The sequence below is a fragment of the Porphyrobacter sp. MBR-49 genome (assembly GCF_053628655.1).
The window spans coordinates 117906-136986 of record NZ_JBRJGU010000004.1 but is presented as its reverse complement, the minus strand read 5'-3'; the positions used below and the strand labels follow the sequence as shown (position 1 = coordinate 136986).

The following is a 19081-nucleotide window of genomic DNA, read 5'->3' as shown; positions in this document are numbered from 1 at the left end:
ACAGTTATATTTTTACAATACTTTTTGGATGATCCCCATCAGCGAATTCGGCCCCGCCTCGGCCAATTCGACCTCGACCAGGTCGCCCAAGCTGGCAGGCGCTTCGAACCACACCGATTGCAGCCATGGCGATTTGCCGAGCCATTGGCCGGGGCTGCGCCCGGTGCGTTCGACCAGCACGGAGCAGGTCTTGCCGACGCTCGCCTGATTGAACGCTAATTGGTGGTGGGCGATGCGGGCTTGCAGGCGTTGCAGGCGATCATCCATCACCTCTGGCGCGATCTGCCCCTCCATTGTCGCGGCAGGCGTGCCGGGGCGCGGGGAGTATTTGAAGCTGAAGGCGTGGGCGTAGCGGACTTCGTCGACTATGCTGAGAGTGTCCTGAAACTCCGCCTCTGTCTCACCGGGGAAGCCAACGATAAAGTCACCAGACAGGGCGATATCGGGCCGCACGGCGCGGAATTGCTCCAGCAGGCGCAGATAGCTTTCCGCCGTGTGCTGGCGGTTCATTGCCTTGAGCACCCGGTCACTGCCGCTCTGCACGGGCAGGTGCAGGTAGGGCATCAGCTTCGCCACCTCGCCATGCGCGGCGATCAGGCTCTCGTCCATGTCGTTGGGGTGGCTGGTGGTGTAGCGGATACGCTCCAGCCCATCGATCCGGGCGAGCGCGTGGATCAGGCCGGCGAGGCCCGTTGTACGACCCTTGTCATCCTCACCCGCCCACGCATTGACGTTCTGGCCAAGCAGCGTGATTTCCTTCGCGCCTGCTTCAACCAATTTCTGCGCTTCGGCGATCAGATGTCTGAATGGACGAGAGATTTCCGCGCCGCGGGTATAGGGCACTACGCAGTAAGTGCAGAACTTGTCGCAACCTTCCTGCACCGTCAGGAACGCGCTCGGCCCGCGTTTGCGGCGCGCAGGCAGCGCGTCAAACTTGGCGATGGCGGGCATGTCGGTATCAGTCGCCCGCTCGCCGTTCGCTGCCTTGTCGAGCATTTCGGGCAGGCGGTGATAGGCCTGCGGGCCGACCACGATGGAAACCGCAGGCGCGCGCGCCATGATCTCCTCACCCTCGGCCTGCGCGACGCAGCCGGCGACTGCGATCAGCGGTGCCTTACCCGCCTTGTTGCCCGCCTTCACCAATCGGCCAATGTCCGAATACACCTTCTCAGCCGCCTTTTCGCGGATGTGGCAGGTGTTGAGGATGACGAGATCGGCCTCCTCCCCCTCACGCGCGGGCGCGATGCCGCGTTCCCCCAGCAATTCGGCCATGCGCTCGCCATCATAGACGTTCATCTGGCAGCCGAAGCTTTTGACCCGGTAGGTTTTGGGGGGAGAGGTGGGTTTCATGAGGCCCGCGCCTTTAGCGCCGATGGGCGGCGGTTTCAATCGGCCGCGGGATCGGGCACCTTATCGGGGCGCGACTGGTGGGCGCAGACAGGATGCGGCGCGAGCGTGCGTCCCGGATGCGGCTTGTCCGGCGGGCCGCATTCCACATCGGGCTTAGCAATCGCATTGGCGCGCACCACCGCCAGCGCATCCTTGCTTTCATAGGCCGCGATCCACGTCAGACAATCGGCCAGTTTGCGCACTGAATGCTTGGAAAACCTGCTTTTTTGCGGATGGCAATTAATCACAAACACGTCCGCCGCCGGGTTAGACCGGAACTTGCGCAGCGTGCGCAGCGCCTCACCGCGTTCGTTGATCAGCGTGCGGTTGGCGGCGTTGATATCCGAATCCCCGCGATAAAAGGGCGAAAGGTTGAACAGCCACGCGCGCACATCGGGATAGGCAATCGAAATCTCGGTCGCCAACGCCCCGCCCATCGAATGGCCCGCCACGTGCCACGCCGCCGCATCGTCAAAACGTTCGCGCTCAGCGGTAAAATAGCGCCGGGCAATGTCGATCTGATCATCGCGCAAAGTGCCGAAAAACACATCGGCGACGCCATCAAAATCCGTTCCGCGAAAGGCCATGACGCGGGCCACGGGAACAGCCCCGTTCCGGCCCGCATCATCATCGCCATAGAGCGCGAACAGCTGATAATCGAACCCGGTCTTGGCATCGTCCGGCGCGATTGGCAGGCGATCGATCATCACCAGCCGCGATCCGGTATCGCCGAACAGATCGCTGTCACCCTGATAGGCGTTGGTGGCAGCGATGGCGTAGGGGTAACTTTCCACCGCCGCACCGCGCACAAAACCGCACCACCCGCCCGGTTCCGCCCGGCACGCAGAGCGCGACTGGGTGATATCGGGATAGGTAACGCAGCCGCCCAGCGCCAACAGCGCAAAAGCGAGGGCGATGAGACGCGGGATCATGTCAAATCCCGACGAACGTCAGGCAACTGACGAACGTCAGGCAACTGTCGCCTTCACAATCTTGCCCGGTGCGCGCGGCGGTTCGCCTTTGGGCAGGGCGTGGACGTGTTCCATGCCGCTCGTCACCTGGCCCCACACGGTGTATTGCTTGTCGAGGAAGCGCGCATCATCAAGGCAGATGAAGAACTGCGAATTGGCGCTGTCGGGGTTTTGCGAACGCGCCATCGAACACACGCCTTCGACGTGGGGTTCGGCGTTGAATTCGGCTGCGAGGTCAGGCTTGTCGCTGCCGCCCATGCCGGTGCCGGTCGGATCGCCGCCCTGCGCCATGAAGCCGTTGATCACGCGGTGGAACACCACGCCATCATAGAATCCTTCGCCTGCCAGCTCGGCAATCCGCGCAACATGGCCGGGGGCCAGATCGGGGCGCAGCTTGATCACGACGTCCTTGGGCTCGCCGTCGCCGGTGTCGAGGGTGAAGGTGAGGGTGTCTGCCATGTCTTGTATCTCCTGAGGGAATTTGCCCGCGCTTTTAGCAGGCAAAACGTGACTGTCACCCTCCCGCGCTTGCTTTTCACCCCTCCCCGCCTAAACCGCCGACATGGCCGAAGATCGCATCATCGAAGACGATCTGCTGATCGCCGATTCCGGTGATGCCGAGGTGCGCCCCGATGACCGGGTCGATGATGAACGCCATGACGAGGAAAACCGGCTGAAACCCGCCTATGTCAGTGCCGTCCACGATGCGCTGGCGGCGGGTGACAAGGGCGCGGTTTACGATCTGGTCGAACCGCTCCACGCCGCTGACATCGCCGATCTGATCGAACTGCTCGACCGGTCGGAACGTGCGCAGCTCGCCTCAGCGATCAGCGATCTGATGACCAGCGACGTCATCGCGGAATTGAACGATCACGTCCGCGAAGACCTGATGGACACGCTGTCCGCGCATGCGGTCGCGGTCATCGCCGAACAGCTCGACACCGACGATGCGGTGCAGTTGATCGAGGATTTGAACGAAGCCGATCAGCGCGCGGTGATGGCCGAACTGGAGCCGGAAACCCGCGAGGCGGTGTCGAGCGCGCTAGCCTATCCCGAAGAAACCGCCGGGCGGTTGATGAGCCGCCATTTCGTGGCGGTGCCCGAACACCTCACCGTGGGCGATCTGATCGATTACCTGCGCGAAGAAGGCGATCTGGAACACGATTTCTTCGAAGTTTTCGTGATCGACGAACGCCACCATCCGGTTGGCACCTGCGCGCTGAACTGGATCCTCACCACCCCGCGCAGTGTCAAACTCACCGACGTGATGAAACGCGACCAGACCCTGATCCCGGTAACGATGGATCAGGAAGAAGCCGCGCTGATGTTCCAGAAATACGCGCTGATTTCCGCCGCCGTAGTGGATGAAAGCGGGCGCATGGTCGGGCAGATGACGGTCGATGATATTGTCCACATCATCTCCGAAGAAGCGGGCGAGGATGCGCTGCTGCTGTCGGGCGCGGGTGATGGCGACATCAACGAGCCCTTGCGCGAAGCCTATTCGAGCCGCGTGCGCTGGCTGATCGCCAATCTGGGCACGGCAGTGGTGGCATCGGCGATCATCGCGATGTTCGGCGCGGCGATTGAACATCTGGTGGCGCTGGCGGTGCTGATGCCGATTGTTGCCAGCATCGGCGGCAATGCCGGGACGCAGACGATGGCGGTGGCGGTGCGCGCGATTGCCACCAATCAGCTGACCCGGTCGAACACGCGGCGGATATTGTGGCGCGAATTCCGCGTCGCGCTGATGAATGGCGGCACGATTGCGCTGTTGATCGGGATTGCGGCAGGGGTGCTGTTTTCGCCGATGATGGGTGTGGTGATTGCGTTGGCGATGGTGATCAATATCGCGGTGGCGGGGCTGGCAGGCGTGCTGGTGCCGGTGATATTCGAACGGCTGGATCAGGATCCGGCGGTCGCATCATCCGTGTTTGTTACGATGATCACCGATTCGATGGGGTTCTTTGCCTTCCTCGGCCTGGCGGTGGCGGCGGGCCTTGCCCCGCTGTGATGGCGGCTCGCAATCCCGGCCAGATATTGTAGATAGGCGCCATGCCGCTGCACCTAACCAAAATCGCGTTTGGCGCGAAAAGCTATGAACAATTGGCCGGATGGTTTGCGACGCGTGATGACATGCGCCTTACCACCCGCAACCGCCCAACCCGGCATGAAGAGGTGGTGGGCGGTTCGCTGTTCTGGATATTGAACCACGCGATTGTGGCGCGATCACCGATCACCGGCTTTACCCAGACCGATGACGGGCGCTGGCACATCTGCCTGGAACCAGTGCTGATCCGCGTCCACCAACAGCCCAAACGCGCGCATCAGGGCTGGCGTTACCTGACCGACGAAAAGGCCCCGCGCGATGTGGCGGATGGCGAGGATATCGGCGACGCGCTGCCCGGCAAGCTGGCGGCGAAGCTGGAGCGATTGGGGCTGGTTTAGTCAGCCGTCATTTCATCGATCTGATGCGCCCCCGCCGCCGCTTTAGCCAGCGGCGCGCGACGATGGGGATGGCGATCGCTGCGGCCACGAAGGGGAAGAACCAGATCAGCGCGAACAGCGCAAGTTCGTCACCTGAGCCGCCTGCGAGCAGCTTGGGGCTATGCCAAATGTGAACCAGCAGACATTTGCGCCGACACTGGAAGCCATAGGCCTCGGGCCAGCCGATCCGGTCGGCAAACATGAAAAAGATTGCGGCAAAGGCCAAAATCACTGCCACGGTTCCGCCAACCAGCAAAATGGAACGCCACGGGCCAAGCTCCCGGTATGCGGCCACCATATCGGTAAAGGCTTTCACGCAGTGCCGTCCCTAGTTTGCGCCTAGCCTGCCGCCATCCGGCTCTTTTCCGCGACCCGGCGCAGCGCGTTCACATAGACCTCCGGAGCCTGCGCGCCGGGGATCATGAATTTGCCGTTGATGATCATCGCCGGAACGCCGGAGATGTTCAGATCCCATGCCTGTTGCTCCTCGGCCAGCACGCGCGCTTCCAGATCGGGATCATCGAGCGCGGCCTTGGCAGCCATGCGGTGGAGGCCGACGCTGGCGGCAATATCGAGCAACAGGTCGCGATCCCCCAGACGCGCCCGCTCGTTGAAATGCGCCTTGAACAACGCGAGTTTCAGCGCGGTCTGCACCTGCGGCCCGGCCTCCTCCAGCGCGAAGGTCAGCAGCTTGTGGCAATCGCGAGTGTTCCACATCATCGCGGGCGGGGCCTCACCCTCTCCTTCGTAAGACAGCGACACCCCCGCGCCCTCGGCAATCGCTTTCATCTGCCCGCGCAGCGCCGCGCCGTCCTCAGCCGAGCGGCGATATTTGCGTTGCAGGTGGGCTTCCTGCTCCTCGCCCTCAGGCGGCATTTGCGGGTTCAGTTCGAACGGGCGCCAGCGGATTTGCGCCGCGATTTCACCGTCAAGCTGCTCCAGCGCCTTGGTCAATTGGCCATAGCCGATCAGGCACCAGGGGCACACCACGTCGGAATAGATATCAATCGTCAGCGTATCGGTCATTTGTCGAGCCACCATGAAACCAGATGATGCGCAATCGCGAAAGGGCGCGGGAAATTGAGCAGTTCGGTGCCGTGTTCGCCCGCCGCGCGCGCTTCTTCCAATTCGGCGCGGGTGAACCAGCGGGCATCGTCCAATTCTTCGCGGTCGATGGTGATTTCCGTGTCAATCGCCACCGATGTGCAGCCGATCATCAGCTGGCTGGGGAACGGCCACGGCTGGCTGGCGATATAGCGCACATCGCGCACCCGCAGGCCCGCCTCTTCATGGATTTCGCGCGCCACGGCTTCTTCAATCGTCTCGCCCGGTTCGACAAAGCCAGCAAGCGCCGAATACATCTTGGGCGGAAAGCGCGGCTGGCGGCCCAGCAGCAACTTGTCTTCGTGTTCGACCAGCATGATCGTGACCGGATCGGTGCGCGGGAAGTGATCCGCGCCGCAGCCATCGCAATGCCGCTGCCAGCCGCCCTTCACCAGCTTCGTCGCCGCGCCGCAATTGGCGCAAAAGCGATGGCGCGCGTGCCAATCGATCAGACTGCGCGCCCCGCCATAGATCGCCAGATCTTCTGGCTGAAGCATCTGCATCACCTGCCATGCGCGCGGCATGGCGGGGCCGGATGCCCCCTGTTCCGGCACGGGGGCGAAATGCGCCCTTTCGTCCATCATCCCGAGGAACACGAGTTCGGCATCCGGCGCGACATCGGCCAGCGTATGCCACAGCAGCCGCCCGTCATCGTCGAATTCCGGCAGCAGGCCATCAAGGTTGAGCACCCGCGCGCGCCAGTTCATCAGATTGCCGAGCGCCGCCGGGTCGTTGCGAATATTATCCGCCCGATCAACCGGCGATCCGGAGAAGGCGATCCCCGGTGGAACAGAGGCGCGGTGGTGCATTACGCTGCCTGCTTGGCGTTGCGCAGGGTCGCCAGATCAGCCTCCATCGCGGCGAGGAATTCGTCGCGGATCGGGAAGGCATCGGGCGGCATATATTGGGTGAACAGCGCTGAACGCAGGCCCAGATTGAAATCCACTGCGGCAAGCGTGCCCGCCGCCCCGCCCCAGCCAAAGCTGCCGTTCACGCTGCGTCCGCCCGCACCATGGCCCTGGCCTTCAAGCCAGGTTCCAGCGGTATCGACTGTCGCAGGTATGAGATCGGAAGTGCCAACCCGCACTGCTTGCTCGCTCATCACCCACGTGCCATCAATCCGACCATAGCCGAGCAGCATCCGCAGAAAACGGTCGTAGTCGCGCGGGCTCGACACCAGCCCGCCGCCGCCCGCAGGCACTACGGGCGGATCGGTGAAGATCGAATTGGCACCCGGATCGATCGGAAAAGCCGTGCCGTTGACGATGCCGTAATTGTCGGTGAGGCGGTGAACCTCGCTTTGCGGCACCTGCATGAAGGTGCTGTTCATGCCGCAGGGTTCGAAGATCCGCGCCTTGAGAAACGCCTCGAACTCCATCCCGCTGACCACTTCGATCACCCGGCCAAGCAGATCGAGGCTGGCGGAATAGCTCCACTTGGTCGCGGGCTGATACATCAGCGGCAATTCGGCCAGCCGGTCTGCCCAGACCGCCAGACCCGGTGCAGGCGTAACCGGCGGAAAGCCCGGAAGCGGTATCCGGCTGACCCGTCCGCCAACCAGACCATTTTCGTTGAAGGCGGCCTGCAATGGCCCCTTGCTGATGATCTGATAGCCAAGCCCCGCCGTATGGGTCAGCAATTGGCGGATCGTGATCGGACGTTCGGCCGCCACGGTTTCTTCCAGCGATCCTTCGGGATCGATCAACACCTGCATATCGCGGAACGCGGGCAGGATTTCATAAAGCGGCTGATCAAGGCCGAGCCTGCCTTGGTCGATCAGGATCATCGTCGCCATGCCGGTAATCGGCTTTGACATCGAATAGATCCGGAACAGCGAATCCTGATCCACCGGGGTGGGTTTGGCCAGCGACAGCGTGCCGCCGCCCACGGTATGCGCGCTGCTGTCCTGCCCCCAGCCAAAGGTCAGGAACAGGTTGGCGAGCTTGCGTTCGCTGACATAGCGGTTGGCCAGCGCGGCGACATTGGGCCAACTCTCTCCGACATCGTGCATCGCAAATGCCCCGCGCCCGAACGGCAGGGTAGATAAGGCCGCGCCGCCCGCCAGCAGCGCGCTGCCACGGATCAGGGCGCGGCGGGAAAGCACGGGGAAATCGAGATCGCGGTAAGCCATGGGGGGAATCTCCGAAGGGGGGTATGGCTGCTTGTCTGCGGCAGGTTGCCGCAAGGGTCAATCACCGGTTGCGCGTTCAGACTTGCAAATCGCAGGTGTCCTATGCATATAAGACACATGCTCAACGTGCTTGCCTATCTCATCGGGCTTGTCAGCCTCGTCATCGTCATCCCGGCGCAAATCCCGCTGCTGGGTTGGGCCAACTGGATCGCCTTGCCGGTGATCGTGATCGGCATCATCATCGGCGCGCTGTCATCCAAGGACGGCGGGCGCAATTTCTGTCTGGTGGTGCTGTTGATCGCGGCGGTGCGGTTGATGCTGGGCGGCGGGATTATCTAATCAGCCGCTAACGCCATCCGCGCAGCTTTGCGGAACAAGGTGGCAAGGCCCGCCTCGTCAATGTGATCAAGCGGCCACCATTGGCCCTCTCCCGGCGGATCGGATGCGGTCTCCATTCCCAACACCGTCAGGGTCAGGTGCGCATGGGTAAAGCTGTGCCGCACCGCGCCCAACGCGCGCCACTCGCCCGATAGCGGAGCCTTACCAGACCCATCGCCCTGCGCGCTCCAGCCATCATCAGGCAGCGCGCGCATCCCGCCTAACATTCCGGTGGCAGGCCGGGTGACGAGCCACACTGCGGCGCCACCTTTGCAGATGATCCAGAATGCCGTCCCGCGCCGCTCTGGCACCGCCTTTTTCGCAGGCTTGACCGGCAGGCGTTCCGGATCACCCGCCGCAAAGCCCGCGCACACGTCGCGCAGGGGACACAGCAGGCAGCGCGGCGCTTTGCTGGTGCAAACCTGCGCGCCCAGATCCATCATACCTTGCGCAAAATCACCCGCACGCACATCGGGCGTGATTGCATCCGCAGCAGCGCGGATCGCCTTGCGCGCGCCGGGCAGCGGATCATCGATCGCAAACAGCCGCGCCGCCACCCGTTCGACATTGGCATCAACCACCACGGCGCGCTGCCCGAACGCAATCGCCGCAATCGCCGCCGCAGTATAATCGCCCAGACCGGGGAGCGCGCGCAATTCCGCCTCGCTCGCAGGGAACCCGCCGCGCTCTGCCACGGCCCGCGCGCATTTCACCAGATTGCGCGCCCGCGAATAATAGCCCAGCCCCGCCCACGCCGCCATGACAGCCTCGTCTGGAGCCGCCGCCAGCGCGTCAACCGTGGGCCACAGCGCAGTAAACCGCGCGAAATACGGCTTCACCGCCGCTACCGTGGTCTGTTGCAGCATCACTTCGGACAGCCACACGCGGTAAGGCCACGCCGGATCATCGGGCAGCGCCGCGCTCGGCGGCAGGCGCCACGGCAGATCGCGCGCATGGCCATCATACCATTGCAGGAGAATGTCGGAGATACTGGCAGTCACGACCCGCCTATGGCATGGCGGGCGCGATCATGGGAAGCGACAAGACCTCTTCAGGCAAGCCGGGGGGCAAACCCGGCAAGGCAAAACCCTATACCCGCCCGCGCGGCAGGGGTGCGCGCGCGATTGGCGATCTGATGCCCGAAATCGGGCGAACCGCGTTTCGCCGGTTCGGCTTTGTGCAAAGTTCGGTCGTCACCCGTTGGCCCGAAATCGTCGGCCCGCAGCACGCCCGCATCTGCAGCCCCGAAGCGATCCGCTTTCCCCCCGGTGAAAAGGCGGAAGGCATCCTGCAACTGGTGGTGGTGCCCGCCCACGCGCCGCTGATCCAGCAAGTCATCCCTGAAATCATCGAGCGGGTGAACCGCTTCTTCGGCTATAAAGCGGTGGCGCGGGTCAAGCTGCGGCAAGGTGCAGTCACCCCGCCAACCGATGGCAGGCCCGCCAAGCCGCCGCCATCGCTCAAACCGATCCCGCTGGAACTGGGCGAAAGCCTGCGCGATATTGGCGATCCCGAACTGCGCACCGTGCTCGAATCGCTGGCGCGCAGCCTTGGCAACAACGAAACCTGAACCCGCACAGGAACACGACCGCAGATGATCAAGCTTCCCCTCCTTTGTGCCGCTGCCGCGCTGGCATTGGCGATCGGCCCGGCGGGCGCGCAGCAGAACCTGTCCAATCCTGACAGCGCGTTTGTGCCGCAGGACAACCCCGGCAACTGGCAGACCACCATCACCCGCACACCGCGCGGGCACCTGATCGGCAATCCCAAGGCGGATGCGCAGATGATCGAATTCGTCAGCTATACCTGCGGACATTGCGCGCAGTTCACAGCGCAGGGCGAACCCGCACTGGAACTAGCGCTGCTGATGCCGGGTAAAATGGCGCTGGAAGTGCGCCCGGTGATCCGCAACGCGATTGACCTTACCGTATCGCTGCTGGCCGCATGCGGCGATCCGGCGGGGTTCAAGGATCGCCACCGCGCCTTTATGTTGTCGCAGGATGAATGGCTGGGCAAGGCGCGCAACGCGCCGCAAAGCCAGCAGGCAATCTGGGCGCGCGGCGACAAGGCTGCGCGCATGAACGCCGCCAACGCTCTCGGCCTCGGCAAGATGCTGACCACGCGCGGGCAATCCGCTGGAGAGGTCAACGCCTGCCTGATGGATGATGCTGCCGCGCAAAAGCTGGTCGAGAATGGCCGGGCAGATTATGCCGAATTTGCGGTTCCCGGCACCCCCAGCTTCGCATTGGATGGCAAGCTGCTCGATCAGGTGCATAGCTGGGATACGCTTTATCCGGTGCTGTCTGCCAGGTTTGCCGCGCCCGCCGAAACCACCCCCGGCGCGCCCGGCTGACCCCCTTATTCACAACCGCATGCGGCAAGCCTTGCTGCAAGGGCGTGTGCGCGGCTATTCATTCCGCAACCACTTTCAAGGATTCCCGGTCGATGAAACTTTCCCGCCTGCTCTCACTTCCCTTGCTTGCCCTCGCCCCGCTTGCGCTTGCCGCTTGCAGCGAAACCGAAGGCACCGATGGCGCCGTCGCTTCGGGCGAAACGATTGCGGCGATTGCTGCCCCGGCGGGGACAAATTGGGCTGATACGGTCACGGTCACGCCAGAAGGCGGCTATATGATCGGCAACCCCGATGCACCGCTGAAGCTGGTCGAATTCGCCTCGCACACCTGCGGCCACTGCGCGACCTTTGCCGCTACCGGCAAGCCGGTGATCAAGGACAAGTATATCCCGACCGGCGTAGTCAGCTTTGAACTGCGTGAGGTGTTCCTCAACCACTATGACGTCGCCATCGCCGCGATGGCGCAGTGCGGCGCGAAAGAGCAGATGCAGCCTCTGTCAGATCAGGTGTGGCTGAACCTCGATCAGGTCTTTGCCGGTTTGCAGGGAAATCCGGCCGCGGTTGAGGCAGCAGGGCAATTGCCGATTGATCAGCGGTTTGCCCGCATCGCCGAAGTCACCGGATTGACCGAATTCTTCGCCGCGCGCGGCCTCAGCGCCGATCAGGCCCGTGCGTGCCTGTCTGATGGGCCCAAGATAGAAGCTCTGGTCAAAGACACCGAAGCGCAGGCGAGGGAGTTCCAGATCACCGGCACCCCGACCTTCCTGCTCAACGGCAAGAAGCTGGACGTGAACCAGTGGTCACAGCTTGAACCGCTGCTTCAACGCGCCGGCGCGCGCTGAAGCCGTAGGCGCGGCGGCACGTCAGCCTGATGCAGATCCACCGGCTCAAGCTCAGCGGTTTCAAGAGCTTCGTTGAGCCTGCGGAGTTGCGGATTGAACCCGGCCTGACCGGGGTGGTCGGCCCCAATGGCTGCGGCAAATCCAACCTATTGGAAGCCATCCGCTGGGTGATGGGGGAAACCTCGGCCAAGTCGATGCGATCGGGCGGGATGGAGGACGTGATCTTCGCGGGCACCACCACCCGCCCGCCGCGCGATTTTGCCGAAGTGGTGCTGCACGCCAGCGATGATGGCGGCGAGGAACTGGTCGTCACCCGCCGGATTGAACGCGGGGCAGGCAGCGCCTACCGCGTCAACGGGCGCGACGTGCGCGCCAAAGATGTCGCGTTAACCTTTGCCGATGCCGCCACCGGCGCGCATTCCCCCGCCCTCGTCAGCCAAGGCAAGATCGCGCAAGTGATCGCGGCCAAACCCGCCGAACGCCGCGCGATGCTGGAAGAAGCCGCCGGGATCGCTGGGCTGCACGTGCGGCGCAAGGATGCCGAGGGCAAGCTGCGCGCGGCCGAGGCGAACCTTGCGCGGCTCGAAGACCTGATGGCGGGGCTCGACGCGCAAATTTCCTCGCTGCGGCGGCAGGCCAAACAGGCCGAACGCTACACCGAACTCACCCACAAAATACAGGGCGCAGAAGCCCGCCTGCTGTTCGCCCGCTGGCGCGAAGCCGCCGCTGCGGCGAAAGGAGCGCGCGCGGCGGCGGTGGCGGCCGAACAACAGGTCGCCGCCGCACAAGCCGCAGTGACGGCGGCGCAATCCGAACAGGCAGGCGCGGCGCAGCAGCTGGCCGATGCCCGCGAAGAACTCGCCGACCGCCGCGACGATGCCAGCGCCCACGGGCACCGCATGGCGGCGCTGGCTGAAAAGCTCGACGCCGCCGAAACCCGGCTCACCGATCTGGATCGCCAGCAAAAACGGCTGGAGGAAGACCGCGAGGATGCCGATCGGTTGACCTCGGCTGCGGTTGAGGCGCTGGCGCGGTTGACGCAGGAAGTTGCCGCCAGCCGCGCCGCTGTCACCACCGCAGAAACTGCCCGCCCGGCGCTGGCCGAAAGGGCCGAGGATCGCGAACGCGCGCACCGCACCGCCGAACTCGCACTGGCGAAAGCGACTGCCGATCACGCCGGGGTCGAGGCCGAATGGCGGGTCGCCGAGGCAGCGGTCGAACAGGCCGAGGCGCGGCTCGCCCGGATTGAGGCCGAGGCCGCAAGGATCGCCCGCGCCCGCGCTGATCTGGCGGAGAGCGGGGATGCGGACGCCGATGTGGTCGCCGCGCGCAAGGCCGCCGATGATGCGGCGGATGGCCTCGCTGGCTTGCGCGACAGGCTCACCGCCGATCAGGCGCGCAAGGCCGCATTGCAGACCGCGCGCGATAACGCGGCAAGCGCGCTCGCCGCCGCGCGCGCCGAACTCGCCGGGGTTGAGCGCGAACACACCGCGCTAGCCCGTGATCGCGACGCGCGGGCCAAGCGTGAGGCGGGGCGGCAGGGGCTGGCGACCGCGCTTGACCGGGTGAGCGTTGCGCCGGGCTATGAACGCGCGCTTGCCGCGGTGTTGGGGCGCGATGGCAAATCGCCGCTGGGCGCGCCCGCCACCCCGCAGGATGGACGCTTCTGGACCGGGGCCGATGCGCCCGCGCCGGTGGCGGACAGCCTGCTGGCACGGCTGTCCAACTGCCCGCCCGAACTCGCCGCGCGGCTTGCGCTGGTGCATTGCGTGGACGGCGATGATGGCCGCGCGCTCGCGCCCGGCGAATGGCTCGTCACCCGCGCCGGGCACCTGCGCCGCTGGGACGGGTTTATCGCGCGCGGCGAAGGCGCGGCTGAGGCGGCGCAGCTGGAAGCCGCCAACCGCTTTGCCGAACTCGACGCCGCGCTGCCGCCGCTGCGCGCTGCTGCTGCCAATGCCGAGGCCGAGGACAAGGCTGTGCGCGAAGAACTCGGCGCGTTGCAGGCCGCACTGGTGGCGCAGGAACGCGGCATCGCCGGCGCAATCGAGGCGGAGCGGCAGGCATTGCGGCGGCTCGATCAGGCTGAGGCCGCCAAGGAACGGATCGCCGCGCGGCTGGCGGAACTGGCCGCCAATGCGGGCGAGATCGAGACGCAAATCGCCGCTGCCGCCGCCGAAGTTACCGCCGCACGGGCGCAGCGCGAACGCCTGCCCGCGCGCGATGCCGAACGCGCCGCGCTGGATGCCGCGCAGGCGCGCAACGAAGCCGCCCGCACCGCCGTGCAGGCCGCACTGGCAGACCTCGCCGCGCAAGATCAGGCGCTGGCGGTGGCGCGCGAACGGCTGGCGGCGCAGCAGGCCGATCATGCAGGGTGGCAGGCGCGATCCAGCGATGCCGAGCGCCGCATGGCCGAAACCGGTCGTCGGCTGGCGGAAATCGCCGAAGATCGCGCCGTCCACGCCGCCAAACCCGCCGCGCTGATTGCCGAGATCGAAGCGGGTGAGGAAGCGCGCACCCGCCTTGCCGCAGACCTCACCGCCGCCGAGGCGGCCATGCGCGCTGCCGAGGCACAACAGCGCGCCGCCGATGCCGCGCTTTCGGCGTGCACCGAAACGCTGGCGCAGGCACGCGAGGCCCGCGCCAGCCTGGCCGCACGCGCCGAGAACGAGGAACTGCGCCGCGCGGAAATGGCGCGCATTTCGGGCGAACGCTTCCAGTGCCCGCCGCCGATGTTAGGCGAAAAGTTCGGATTTGATGAGGCCAACCTTGCCCCAGCCGCCGACGAATCGACCGAATTGGAGCGCCTCACCGCCGCGCGCGAACGGATCGGGCCGGTCAACCTCGTCGCCGCCGACGAACTCGCGCGGATCGAGGCTGAACACGGCAATAGCGCCAGCGAACAGGCCGAACTGGTCGAAGCCATCGCGCGGCTGCGCGGATCAATCGGCAGCCTCAACCGCGAAGGGCGCGAACGGCTGCGCGCCGCGTTTGAGGAAGTGGACGGGCATTTCCGCGTCCTGTTCACCCGACTGTTCGAAGGCGGGCAGGCGCATCTGGCGCTGATCGACAGCGACGATCCGCTGGAGGCGGGGCTGGAAATCTACGCCCAGCCGCCGGGCAAGCGTTTGCAATCGCTCTCGCTGTTATCGGGCGGCGAACAGGCGCTGACCGCCACCGCGCTGATCTTTGCGCTGTTCCTCACCAACCCCGCGCCGATCTGCGTGCTGGATGAGGTCGATGCGCCGCTCGACGATGCCAATGTCGAACGGTTTTGCGATCTGCTGGATTCGATGGTGCACACCACCACCACGCGTTACCTGATCGTCACCCACAACGCGGTGACGATGAGCCGGATGCACCGTTTGTTCGGCGTGACGATGGCGGAACGCGGCATTTCGCGGCTGGTGAGCGTGGATCTGGGCGAAGCCGCGTTGTTGGCGGCGGAGTGATATGACCAAGCCAAATATTTACGACCCTGCCTATGTCCGCGATGTCTTTGACCGCTGCTCTGGAAAATACATTGCCTTTAGCACGGCGTGTTCGTTCGGCTTCACCGAGCGCTGGCGGCGACAGTGTGCGGAAATGCTTGAGAAGCTACCACCGGGCGCAAAGGGCTACGACTTCATGGCCGGTACAGGGGAGGTGTGGCCCCATCTCTTGAGCACCAATCCAACCATTGGCGAGATAATCGCTGTCGACATATCGCCGGGGATGCATCTGCGCGCCATGGATCGCCTGCACGCAATGCGCGCTCACAAAATCACCTTTGTCGAAGACGATGTGCTCGCCAGCGACCTGCCGAGCGAAAGCGCCGATTTCGTCATCTCGACCTTCGGTCTCAAGACGTTCGATTCAGCGCAGCATGAACGCCTTGCGCAATTGACTGCCCACGTACTCAAACCCGGCGGCAGCTTCGCTTTCATTGAGGCGTCCGATCCCAGGGGCTGGATCCTGCGTCCACTTTATCTTTTTCATCTGAAAACGGTTTTGCCCACAGTCGAACGCCTCCTTCTTCGCGGAGCACAAGACTTTGCAATGATCGCCACCTATTCGACCAACTTTGGCAATGCTGAAGAGTTTTCGCAAATGCTTGGAAATGCAGGTCTTGCGACCAATTATCGCCGCTTCTTTTTTGGCTGCGCGTCGGGGGTGTGCGGCACCAAGCCCGGCGGCTAAGCCTCCAGCGCGGTCGCCAGCTTTGCGCGGATCGTTTTGAGCGCGGCGATGGTTTCGGCCATGTCGGGGCCGTCGCTTACCATCAGCCGCACACCGGGGGTCTCAACCGTTTCGGCGGCAACCCGGCGATCTCCGCTACGACGATCCTGACCGCGCCGGTCGAGCGCGGATTTGGCAGCGCCGCGCAGCACCGCCTCGGCACCTTTCAAGGTGTAGCCTTCGTGGTTCACCAGCCGGTCGATGGTTTCCACCATCGCCACGTCGGCGGCCCGGTAATAGCGCCGCCCGCCGCTGCGTTTCAACGGTTTGAGCAACGGGAATTGCGCTTCCCAATAGCGCAGCACGTGCGGTTTGATGCCCAGTGCATCGCTGACTTCACCGATGGTGCGGAGCGCGCCATCATCCTTGCCGTCATCGAATCCGGTCATCAAACCTCACCCTGATTGCTCACCCCTTGGTAATCTGTTCCTTGAGCAGCTGGCTCGCGCGGAACGTCATCACCCGGCGCGGGGTGATCGGCACTTCAACGCCCGTCTTGGGATTGCGGCCGATACGTTCGTTCTTGTCGCGCAGCACAAAGCTGCCGAAACCCGAAATCTTGACGTTTTCACCCTTGGCCAAGGCATCGCTCATCTTGGTGAGGATGGCTTCTACCAATTCAAGCGATTCTGCCCGGCTGAACCCCATCTTGCGGTTGATGGTTTCTGCCAGATCAGCGCGGGTCAACGTGCCTACCGAACGCATCATGCGATTTCTCCCTAGCGGTGCGACCCCGTTAAAGACCGATATCTTACAAATATTCGGCGGTTTCGCAATGCGATGCCGAACCGAATGTTGAGTTTTCAGCAATTGTGTCAGCGAACGGGACACTTACCCGCGTCCCAATCACATGCGGATCAGGCTGGCACCCCAGGTAAAGCCGCCGCCCATCGCTTCGAGCATGACGAGATCGCCGGGCTTGATCCGCCCATCGCGCCGCGCTGTATCGAGCGCCAGCGGCACCGATGCGGCCGAGGTATTGGCGTGGCGATCCACGGTCACCACCACCTTGTCCGGCGAAATGCCAAGCTTCCTTGCGGTGGCATCAAGGATCCGGGCATTGGCCTGATGCGGCACGACCCAATCGATTTCGTCCGATGAAATGCCTGTTTCTTCAAGCACTTCTTTAAGAACGCTGGAAAGGTTGACGACCGCGTGGCGGAACACCTCAGGCCCGCGCATCCGCACATGGCCGACGGTCTGCGTGGTCGAAGGCCCGCCATCGACATACAGCAGATCATGGCACGCCCCGTCGGCATGGAGCCGGGTGCCAAGGATGCCGGGCGCATCACTGCCGCCCGCATCCGCGTCCGGCGCTTCGAGCACGACCGCGCCTGCCCCGTCGCCAAACAGCACGCAGGTGGTACGGTCTTCCCAATCGAGAATGCGGCTGAAGGTTTCCGCGCCGATCACCAACGCGCGCTTGGCCATCCCGGTGCGCAACAGCGAATCGGCGGTCGCCAGCGCGTAAAGAAAGCCCGAACACACCGCCGCGACATCGAACGCAATCCCGCCGCGGCATCCCAATGCAGCCTGCACCTTGGTTGCGGTGGCGGGGAAAGTATTGTCGGGCGTTGCCGTGGCCAGCACTATCAGCCCGATTGAGGAGGCATCCACCCCCGCATCGGCCAGCGCAGCGCGCGCGGCAGCGGTCGCCAGCGTCGCGGTGGTCTCATCAGGTTCGGCGATATGGCGTTGACGGATTCCGGTGCGTTCGACGATCCATTCGTCCGAGGTATCAACCCGCTCGGCCAGTTCGGCATTGGTCACAATCCGGCGCGGCAGTGCCGATCCCGTGCCTATAATACGCGAACCGTTCACGCGTCCGGCTCGCTGGTTTTGGCGGCACTGGAACGCCCATTGCGGCTGAGTGCGCCTTCGCCCAAGGCTGCAAGATCATGCGCGATCCGTTCGGTCAGCTTGTTTTCAAGCAGCCGCGCCGTCACTGCGACCGCATGGGCCACACCATTGGCATTGGCGCTGCCGTGGCTTTTCACCACCACGCCGTTGAGGCCAAGGAACACCGCGCCGTTGTGATTATTGGGATCAAGGTGATGCTTCAGCAATTCGGTTGCCGGACGCGAAACCAGGAACCCGATCTTCGACCGCAGCGAGGAGGTAAACGCCTGCCTCAACAGGTCGGTCACGAACCGCGCCGAACCTTCGATCGCTTTCAATGCGATATTGCCGGAAAAGCCATCGGTCACCACCACATGGGTTTCACCGCGGTTGATCTTGTCGCTTTCGACAAAGCCATCGAACACCAGCGCCAGTCCACCATCTTCGCGGGCGCAGGCGGCGACCAGCATCGCGGCGGCATCGCGCAGTTCTTCGGTGCCCTTGATTTCTTCGGTGCCGATATTGAGCAGGCGGACGACCGGCTTTTCAAAGCCGTTGACGATCCGCGAATAGGCCGCGCCCATCACCGCATATTGCACCAGATTGCGCGCATCGGCTTCGGTATTGGCGCCCAGATCGAGCATCACCACATCATGCGCCTGCAAGGTCGGCATGATCGCGGCGAGCGCGGGGCGATCAATCCCCGGCATGGTGCGCAGCGCAATCTTGCTCATCGCCATCAGCGCGCCGGTATTGCCCGCGCTGACCGCAGCGCCAGCATCGCCGGTTTTCACGGCGTTGACGGCGAGGCCCATCGAAGTGGTCTTGGCCCGGCGGATCGCGCGGCTCGGCAGTTCGTCTCCGCCCACCACGTCTTCGCAATGGAGGATTTCCGAAGCGCCGCGCATATTGGGATGGTCGGCGAGCGCCGCTTCGATGCGCTTGCCATCACCCACCAGCAGGAAGTTGAAACCTTCATGCTTGCGGCGGGCGAGCGCGGCGCCTTCGACCATCACGCGCACGCCTACATCGCCGCCCATCGCGTCAACAGCGATACGCGGGAGGCTCATTGCGCTTCCTTCCGGTCTATGGTGAGGGCCACCGGCAATCAGCCGACAGCAACAACCTGACGTCCGTTGTAATGGCCGCAGTGTCCGCAGATATTGTGCGGGCGCTTCAATTCACCGCAGTTGGAGCATTCACCGAAGGCTTCAACCGGCAGCGAATCGTGCGAACGGCGATTGCCACGACGATGCGGGGATACTTTTCTTTTGGGGACAGCCATGGCGGCACCAATTCCTCAACTAAATGCGTTTGATCGCGCCACCGGGCGCCGTGATTCTCGAAAGGTCGCCTCTACGGCAAGGGAAGC

Annotated in this window: 21 protein-coding genes; 8 read left to right on the top strand and 13 right to left on the bottom strand. The window is 64.1% G+C overall.

The features are described from left to right. Window positions 1-12 precede the first annotated feature (12 nt). The 3 genes from miaB to ACSSV3_RS06935 are packed head-to-tail and all read right to left on the bottom strand — an operon-like array spanning window position 13 to window position 2819. A complete protein-coding gene (gene miaB, locus ACSSV3_RS06945; RefSeq protein WP_354323256.1) occupies window positions 13-1350 on the bottom strand; it encodes a tRNA (N6-isopentenyl adenosine(37)-C2)-methylthiotransferase MiaB in 1338 nt (445 codons plus the stop codon). A 35-nt stretch (window positions 1351-1385) separates the two neighbouring features. After that, entirely contained in the window at window positions 1386-2321 is a 936-nt protein-coding gene (locus ACSSV3_RS06940) for an alpha/beta hydrolase (RefSeq protein ID WP_354323254.1), read from the bottom strand. A 36-nt stretch (window positions 2322-2357) separates the two neighbouring features. Continuing rightward, window positions 2358-2819: a peptidylprolyl isomerase gene (locus tag ACSSV3_RS06935; RefSeq protein ID WP_354323253.1), complete on the bottom strand. Its 462-nt coding sequence runs from the start codon at window positions 2817-2819 to the stop codon at window positions 2358-2360. Window positions 2820-2922: 103 nt separating this feature from the next. On the opposite strand from ACSSV3_RS06935, the gene mgtE reads away from it, so the two are divergent. Next, entirely contained in the window at window positions 2923-4371 is a 1449-nt protein-coding gene (gene mgtE / locus ACSSV3_RS06930; protein WP_354323252.1) for a magnesium transporter, read from the top strand. A gap of 41 nt (window positions 4372-4412) precedes the next feature. After that, window positions 4413-4805, top strand: a complete 393-nt coding sequence (locus ACSSV3_RS06925) for a DUF1489 family protein (RefSeq protein ID WP_354323250.1) — start codon at window positions 4413-4415, stop codon at window positions 4803-4805. 7 nt (window positions 4806-4812) lie between these two features. Here ACSSV3_RS06925 and ACSSV3_RS06920 read toward each other — a convergent pair whose 3' ends face one another. Genes ACSSV3_RS06920 through ACSSV3_RS06905 form a run of 4 tightly spaced genes read right to left on the bottom strand, consistent with a single transcriptional unit; the run spans window position 4813 to window position 8079 of the window. Then, window positions 4813-5160: a hypothetical protein gene (locus ACSSV3_RS06920; protein ID WP_354323248.1), complete on the bottom strand. Its 348-nt coding sequence runs from the start codon at window positions 5158-5160 to the stop codon at window positions 4813-4815. Between the two features lie 23 nt (window positions 5161-5183). Further along, window positions 5184-5870 (bottom strand): DsbA family oxidoreductase, encoded by a 687-nt coding sequence (locus ACSSV3_RS06915; RefSeq protein WP_354323246.1) that lies wholly within the window; start codon window positions 5868-5870, stop codon window positions 5184-5186. Further along, on the bottom strand, window positions 5867-6757 hold the full coding sequence (gene nudC / locus ACSSV3_RS06910; RefSeq protein WP_354323244.1) for an NAD(+) diphosphatase: 891 nt from the start codon (window positions 6755-6757) through the stop codon (window positions 5867-5869). Before nudC ends, ACSSV3_RS06915 begins: the two co-directional genes overlap by 4 nt. Further along, window positions 6757-8079: a serine hydrolase domain-containing protein gene (locus tag ACSSV3_RS06905; RefSeq protein WP_354323242.1), complete on the bottom strand. Its 1323-nt coding sequence runs from the start codon at window positions 8077-8079 to the stop codon at window positions 6757-6759. The genes nudC and ACSSV3_RS06905 overlap by 1 nt, the downstream gene beginning before the upstream one ends. A gap of 117 nt (window positions 8080-8196) precedes the next feature. Here ACSSV3_RS06905 and ACSSV3_RS06900 point away from each other — a divergent pair, with 117 nt between their 5' ends. Further along, a complete protein-coding gene (locus ACSSV3_RS06900) occupies window positions 8197-8418 on the top strand; it encodes a hypothetical protein (RefSeq protein ID WP_354323240.1) in 222 nt (73 codons plus the stop codon). Here the strand turns inward: ACSSV3_RS06900 and ACSSV3_RS06895 are convergent. Then, on the bottom strand, window positions 8415-9458 hold the full coding sequence (locus ACSSV3_RS06895; protein WP_354323238.1) for an A/G-specific adenine glycosylase: 1044 nt from the start codon (window positions 9456-9458) through the stop codon (window positions 8415-8417). The two genes, ACSSV3_RS06900 and ACSSV3_RS06895, sit on opposite strands and share 4 nt — an antisense overlap. Window positions 9459-9487: 29 nt before the next feature. Between ACSSV3_RS06895 and ACSSV3_RS06890 the strand changes: the two genes are divergently transcribed. The 5 genes from ACSSV3_RS06890 (at window position 9488) to ACSSV3_RS06870 (ending at window position 15831) form a co-directional block, all read left to right on the top strand. Continuing rightward, the gene (locus tag ACSSV3_RS06890; RefSeq protein ID WP_354323236.1) at window positions 9488-10027 is read left to right on the top strand and encodes a DUF721 domain-containing protein; all 540 of its coding nucleotides are present in this window, start codon (window positions 9488-9490) and stop codon (window positions 10025-10027) included. Between the two features lie 24 nt (window positions 10028-10051). Further along, window positions 10052-10810 carry a DsbA family protein gene (locus ACSSV3_RS06885; RefSeq protein WP_354323234.1) on the top strand — a complete coding sequence of 253 codons (759 nt, stop codon included), beginning with the start codon at window positions 10052-10054 and terminating at the stop codon, window positions 10808-10810. Window positions 10811-10902: 92 nt separating this feature from the next. Next, window positions 10903-11652: a DsbA family protein gene (locus tag ACSSV3_RS06880; protein WP_354323232.1), complete on the top strand. Its 750-nt coding sequence runs from the start codon at window positions 10903-10905 to the stop codon at window positions 11650-11652. A 29-nt stretch (window positions 11653-11681) separates the two neighbouring features. Next, window positions 11682-15104, top strand: coding sequence for a chromosome segregation protein SMC (gene smc / locus ACSSV3_RS06875; RefSeq protein WP_354323230.1), 3423 nt, complete (start codon window positions 11682-11684; stop codon window positions 15102-15104). Between the two features lies 1 nt (window position 15105). Continuing rightward, window positions 15106-15831 (top strand): class I SAM-dependent methyltransferase, encoded by a 726-nt coding sequence (locus tag ACSSV3_RS06870; RefSeq protein ID WP_354323229.1) that lies wholly within the window; start codon window positions 15106-15108, stop codon window positions 15829-15831. Here ACSSV3_RS06870 and ACSSV3_RS06865 read toward each other — a convergent pair. The 5 genes from ACSSV3_RS06865 to rpmF all read right to left on the bottom strand — a co-directional run bounded on the left by ACSSV3_RS06865 (window position 15828) and on the right by rpmF (window position 18994). Then, window positions 15828-16259, bottom strand: coding sequence for a MerR family transcriptional regulator (locus ACSSV3_RS06865; RefSeq protein WP_354323227.1), 432 nt, complete (start codon window positions 16257-16259; stop codon window positions 15828-15830). The genes ACSSV3_RS06870 and ACSSV3_RS06865 overlap by 4 nt on opposite strands. Window positions 16260-16278: 19 nt before the next feature. After that, on the bottom strand, window positions 16279-16578 hold the full coding sequence (locus ACSSV3_RS06860; protein WP_354323226.1) for an integration host factor subunit alpha: 300 nt from the start codon (window positions 16576-16578) through the stop codon (window positions 16279-16281). 138 nt (window positions 16579-16716) lie between these two features. Continuing rightward, window positions 16717-17691, bottom strand: a complete 975-nt coding sequence (locus ACSSV3_RS06855) for a beta-ketoacyl-ACP synthase III (protein WP_354323224.1) — start codon at window positions 17689-17691, stop codon at window positions 16717-16719. Then, entirely contained in the window at window positions 17688-18779 is a 1092-nt protein-coding gene (plsX, locus tag ACSSV3_RS06850; protein ID WP_354323222.1) for a phosphate acyltransferase PlsX, read from the bottom strand. The genes ACSSV3_RS06855 and plsX overlap by 4 nt, the downstream gene beginning before the upstream one ends. Before the next feature lie 38 nt (window positions 18780-18817). Beyond that, window positions 18818-18994 carry a 50S ribosomal protein L32 gene (rpmF, locus tag ACSSV3_RS06845; protein WP_354323220.1) on the bottom strand — a complete coding sequence of 59 codons (177 nt, stop codon included), beginning with the start codon at window positions 18992-18994 and terminating at the stop codon, window positions 18818-18820. Window positions 18995-19081 lie beyond the last annotated feature (87 nt).

Excerpts from the sequence above, each read along its gene's own strand:
- ACSSV3_RS06885 (WP_354323234.1), top strand. The coding sequence starts at position 10,052 with ATGATCAAGCTTCCCCTCCTTTGTGCCGCTGCCGCGCTGGCATTGGCG.
- ACSSV3_RS06860 (WP_354323226.1), bottom strand. The coding sequence starts at position 16,578 with ATGATGCGTTCGGTAGGCACGTTGACCCGCGCTGATCTGGCAGAAACC.
- miaB (WP_354323256.1), bottom strand. The coding sequence starts at position 1,350 with ATGAAACCCACCTCTCCCCCCAAAACCTACCGGGTCAAAAGCTTCGGC.
- ACSSV3_RS06935 (WP_354323253.1), bottom strand. The coding sequence starts at position 2,819 with ATGGCAGACACCCTCACCTTCACCCTCGACACCGGCGACGGCGAGCCC.
- ACSSV3_RS06900 (WP_354323240.1), top strand. The coding sequence starts at position 8,197 with ATGCTCAACGTGCTTGCCTATCTCATCGGGCTTGTCAGCCTCGTCATC.
- ACSSV3_RS06915 (WP_354323246.1), bottom strand. The coding sequence starts at position 5,870 with ATGACCGATACGCTGACGATTGATATCTATTCCGACGTGGTGTGCCCC.
- ACSSV3_RS06940 (WP_354323254.1), bottom strand. The coding sequence starts at position 2,321 with ATGATCCCGCGTCTCATCGCCCTCGCTTTTGCGCTGTTGGCGCTGGGC.
- ACSSV3_RS06905 (WP_354323242.1), bottom strand. The coding sequence starts at position 8,079 with ATGGCTTACCGCGATCTCGATTTCCCCGTGCTTTCCCGCCGCGCCCTG.
- ACSSV3_RS06890 (WP_354323236.1), top strand. The coding sequence starts at position 9,488 with ATGGGAAGCGACAAGACCTCTTCAGGCAAGCCGGGGGGCAAACCCGGC.
- ACSSV3_RS06865 (WP_354323227.1), bottom strand. The coding sequence starts at position 16,259 with ATGACCGGATTCGATGACGGCAAGGATGATGGCGCGCTCCGCACCATC.
- mgtE (WP_354323252.1), top strand. The coding sequence starts at position 2,923 with ATGGCCGAAGATCGCATCATCGAAGACGATCTGCTGATCGCCGATTCC.
- ACSSV3_RS06870 (WP_354323229.1), top strand. The coding sequence starts at position 15,106 with ATGACCAAGCCAAATATTTACGACCCTGCCTATGTCCGCGATGTCTTT.
- plsX (WP_354323222.1), bottom strand. The coding sequence starts at position 18,779 with ATGAGCCTCCCGCGTATCGCTGTTGACGCGATGGGCGGCGATGTAGGC.
- nudC (WP_354323244.1), bottom strand. The coding sequence starts at position 6,757 with ATGCACCACCGCGCCTCTGTTCCACCGGGGATCGCCTTCTCCGGATCG.
- rpmF (WP_354323220.1), bottom strand. The coding sequence starts at position 18,994 with ATGGCTGTCCCCAAAAGAAAAGTATCCCCGCATCGTCGTGGCAATCGC.
- smc (WP_354323230.1), top strand. The coding sequence starts at position 11,682 with ATGCAGATCCACCGGCTCAAGCTCAGCGGTTTCAAGAGCTTCGTTGAG.
- ACSSV3_RS06925 (WP_354323250.1), top strand. The coding sequence starts at position 4,413 with ATGCCGCTGCACCTAACCAAAATCGCGTTTGGCGCGAAAAGCTATGAA.
- ACSSV3_RS06880 (WP_354323232.1), top strand. The coding sequence starts at position 10,903 with ATGAAACTTTCCCGCCTGCTCTCACTTCCCTTGCTTGCCCTCGCCCCG.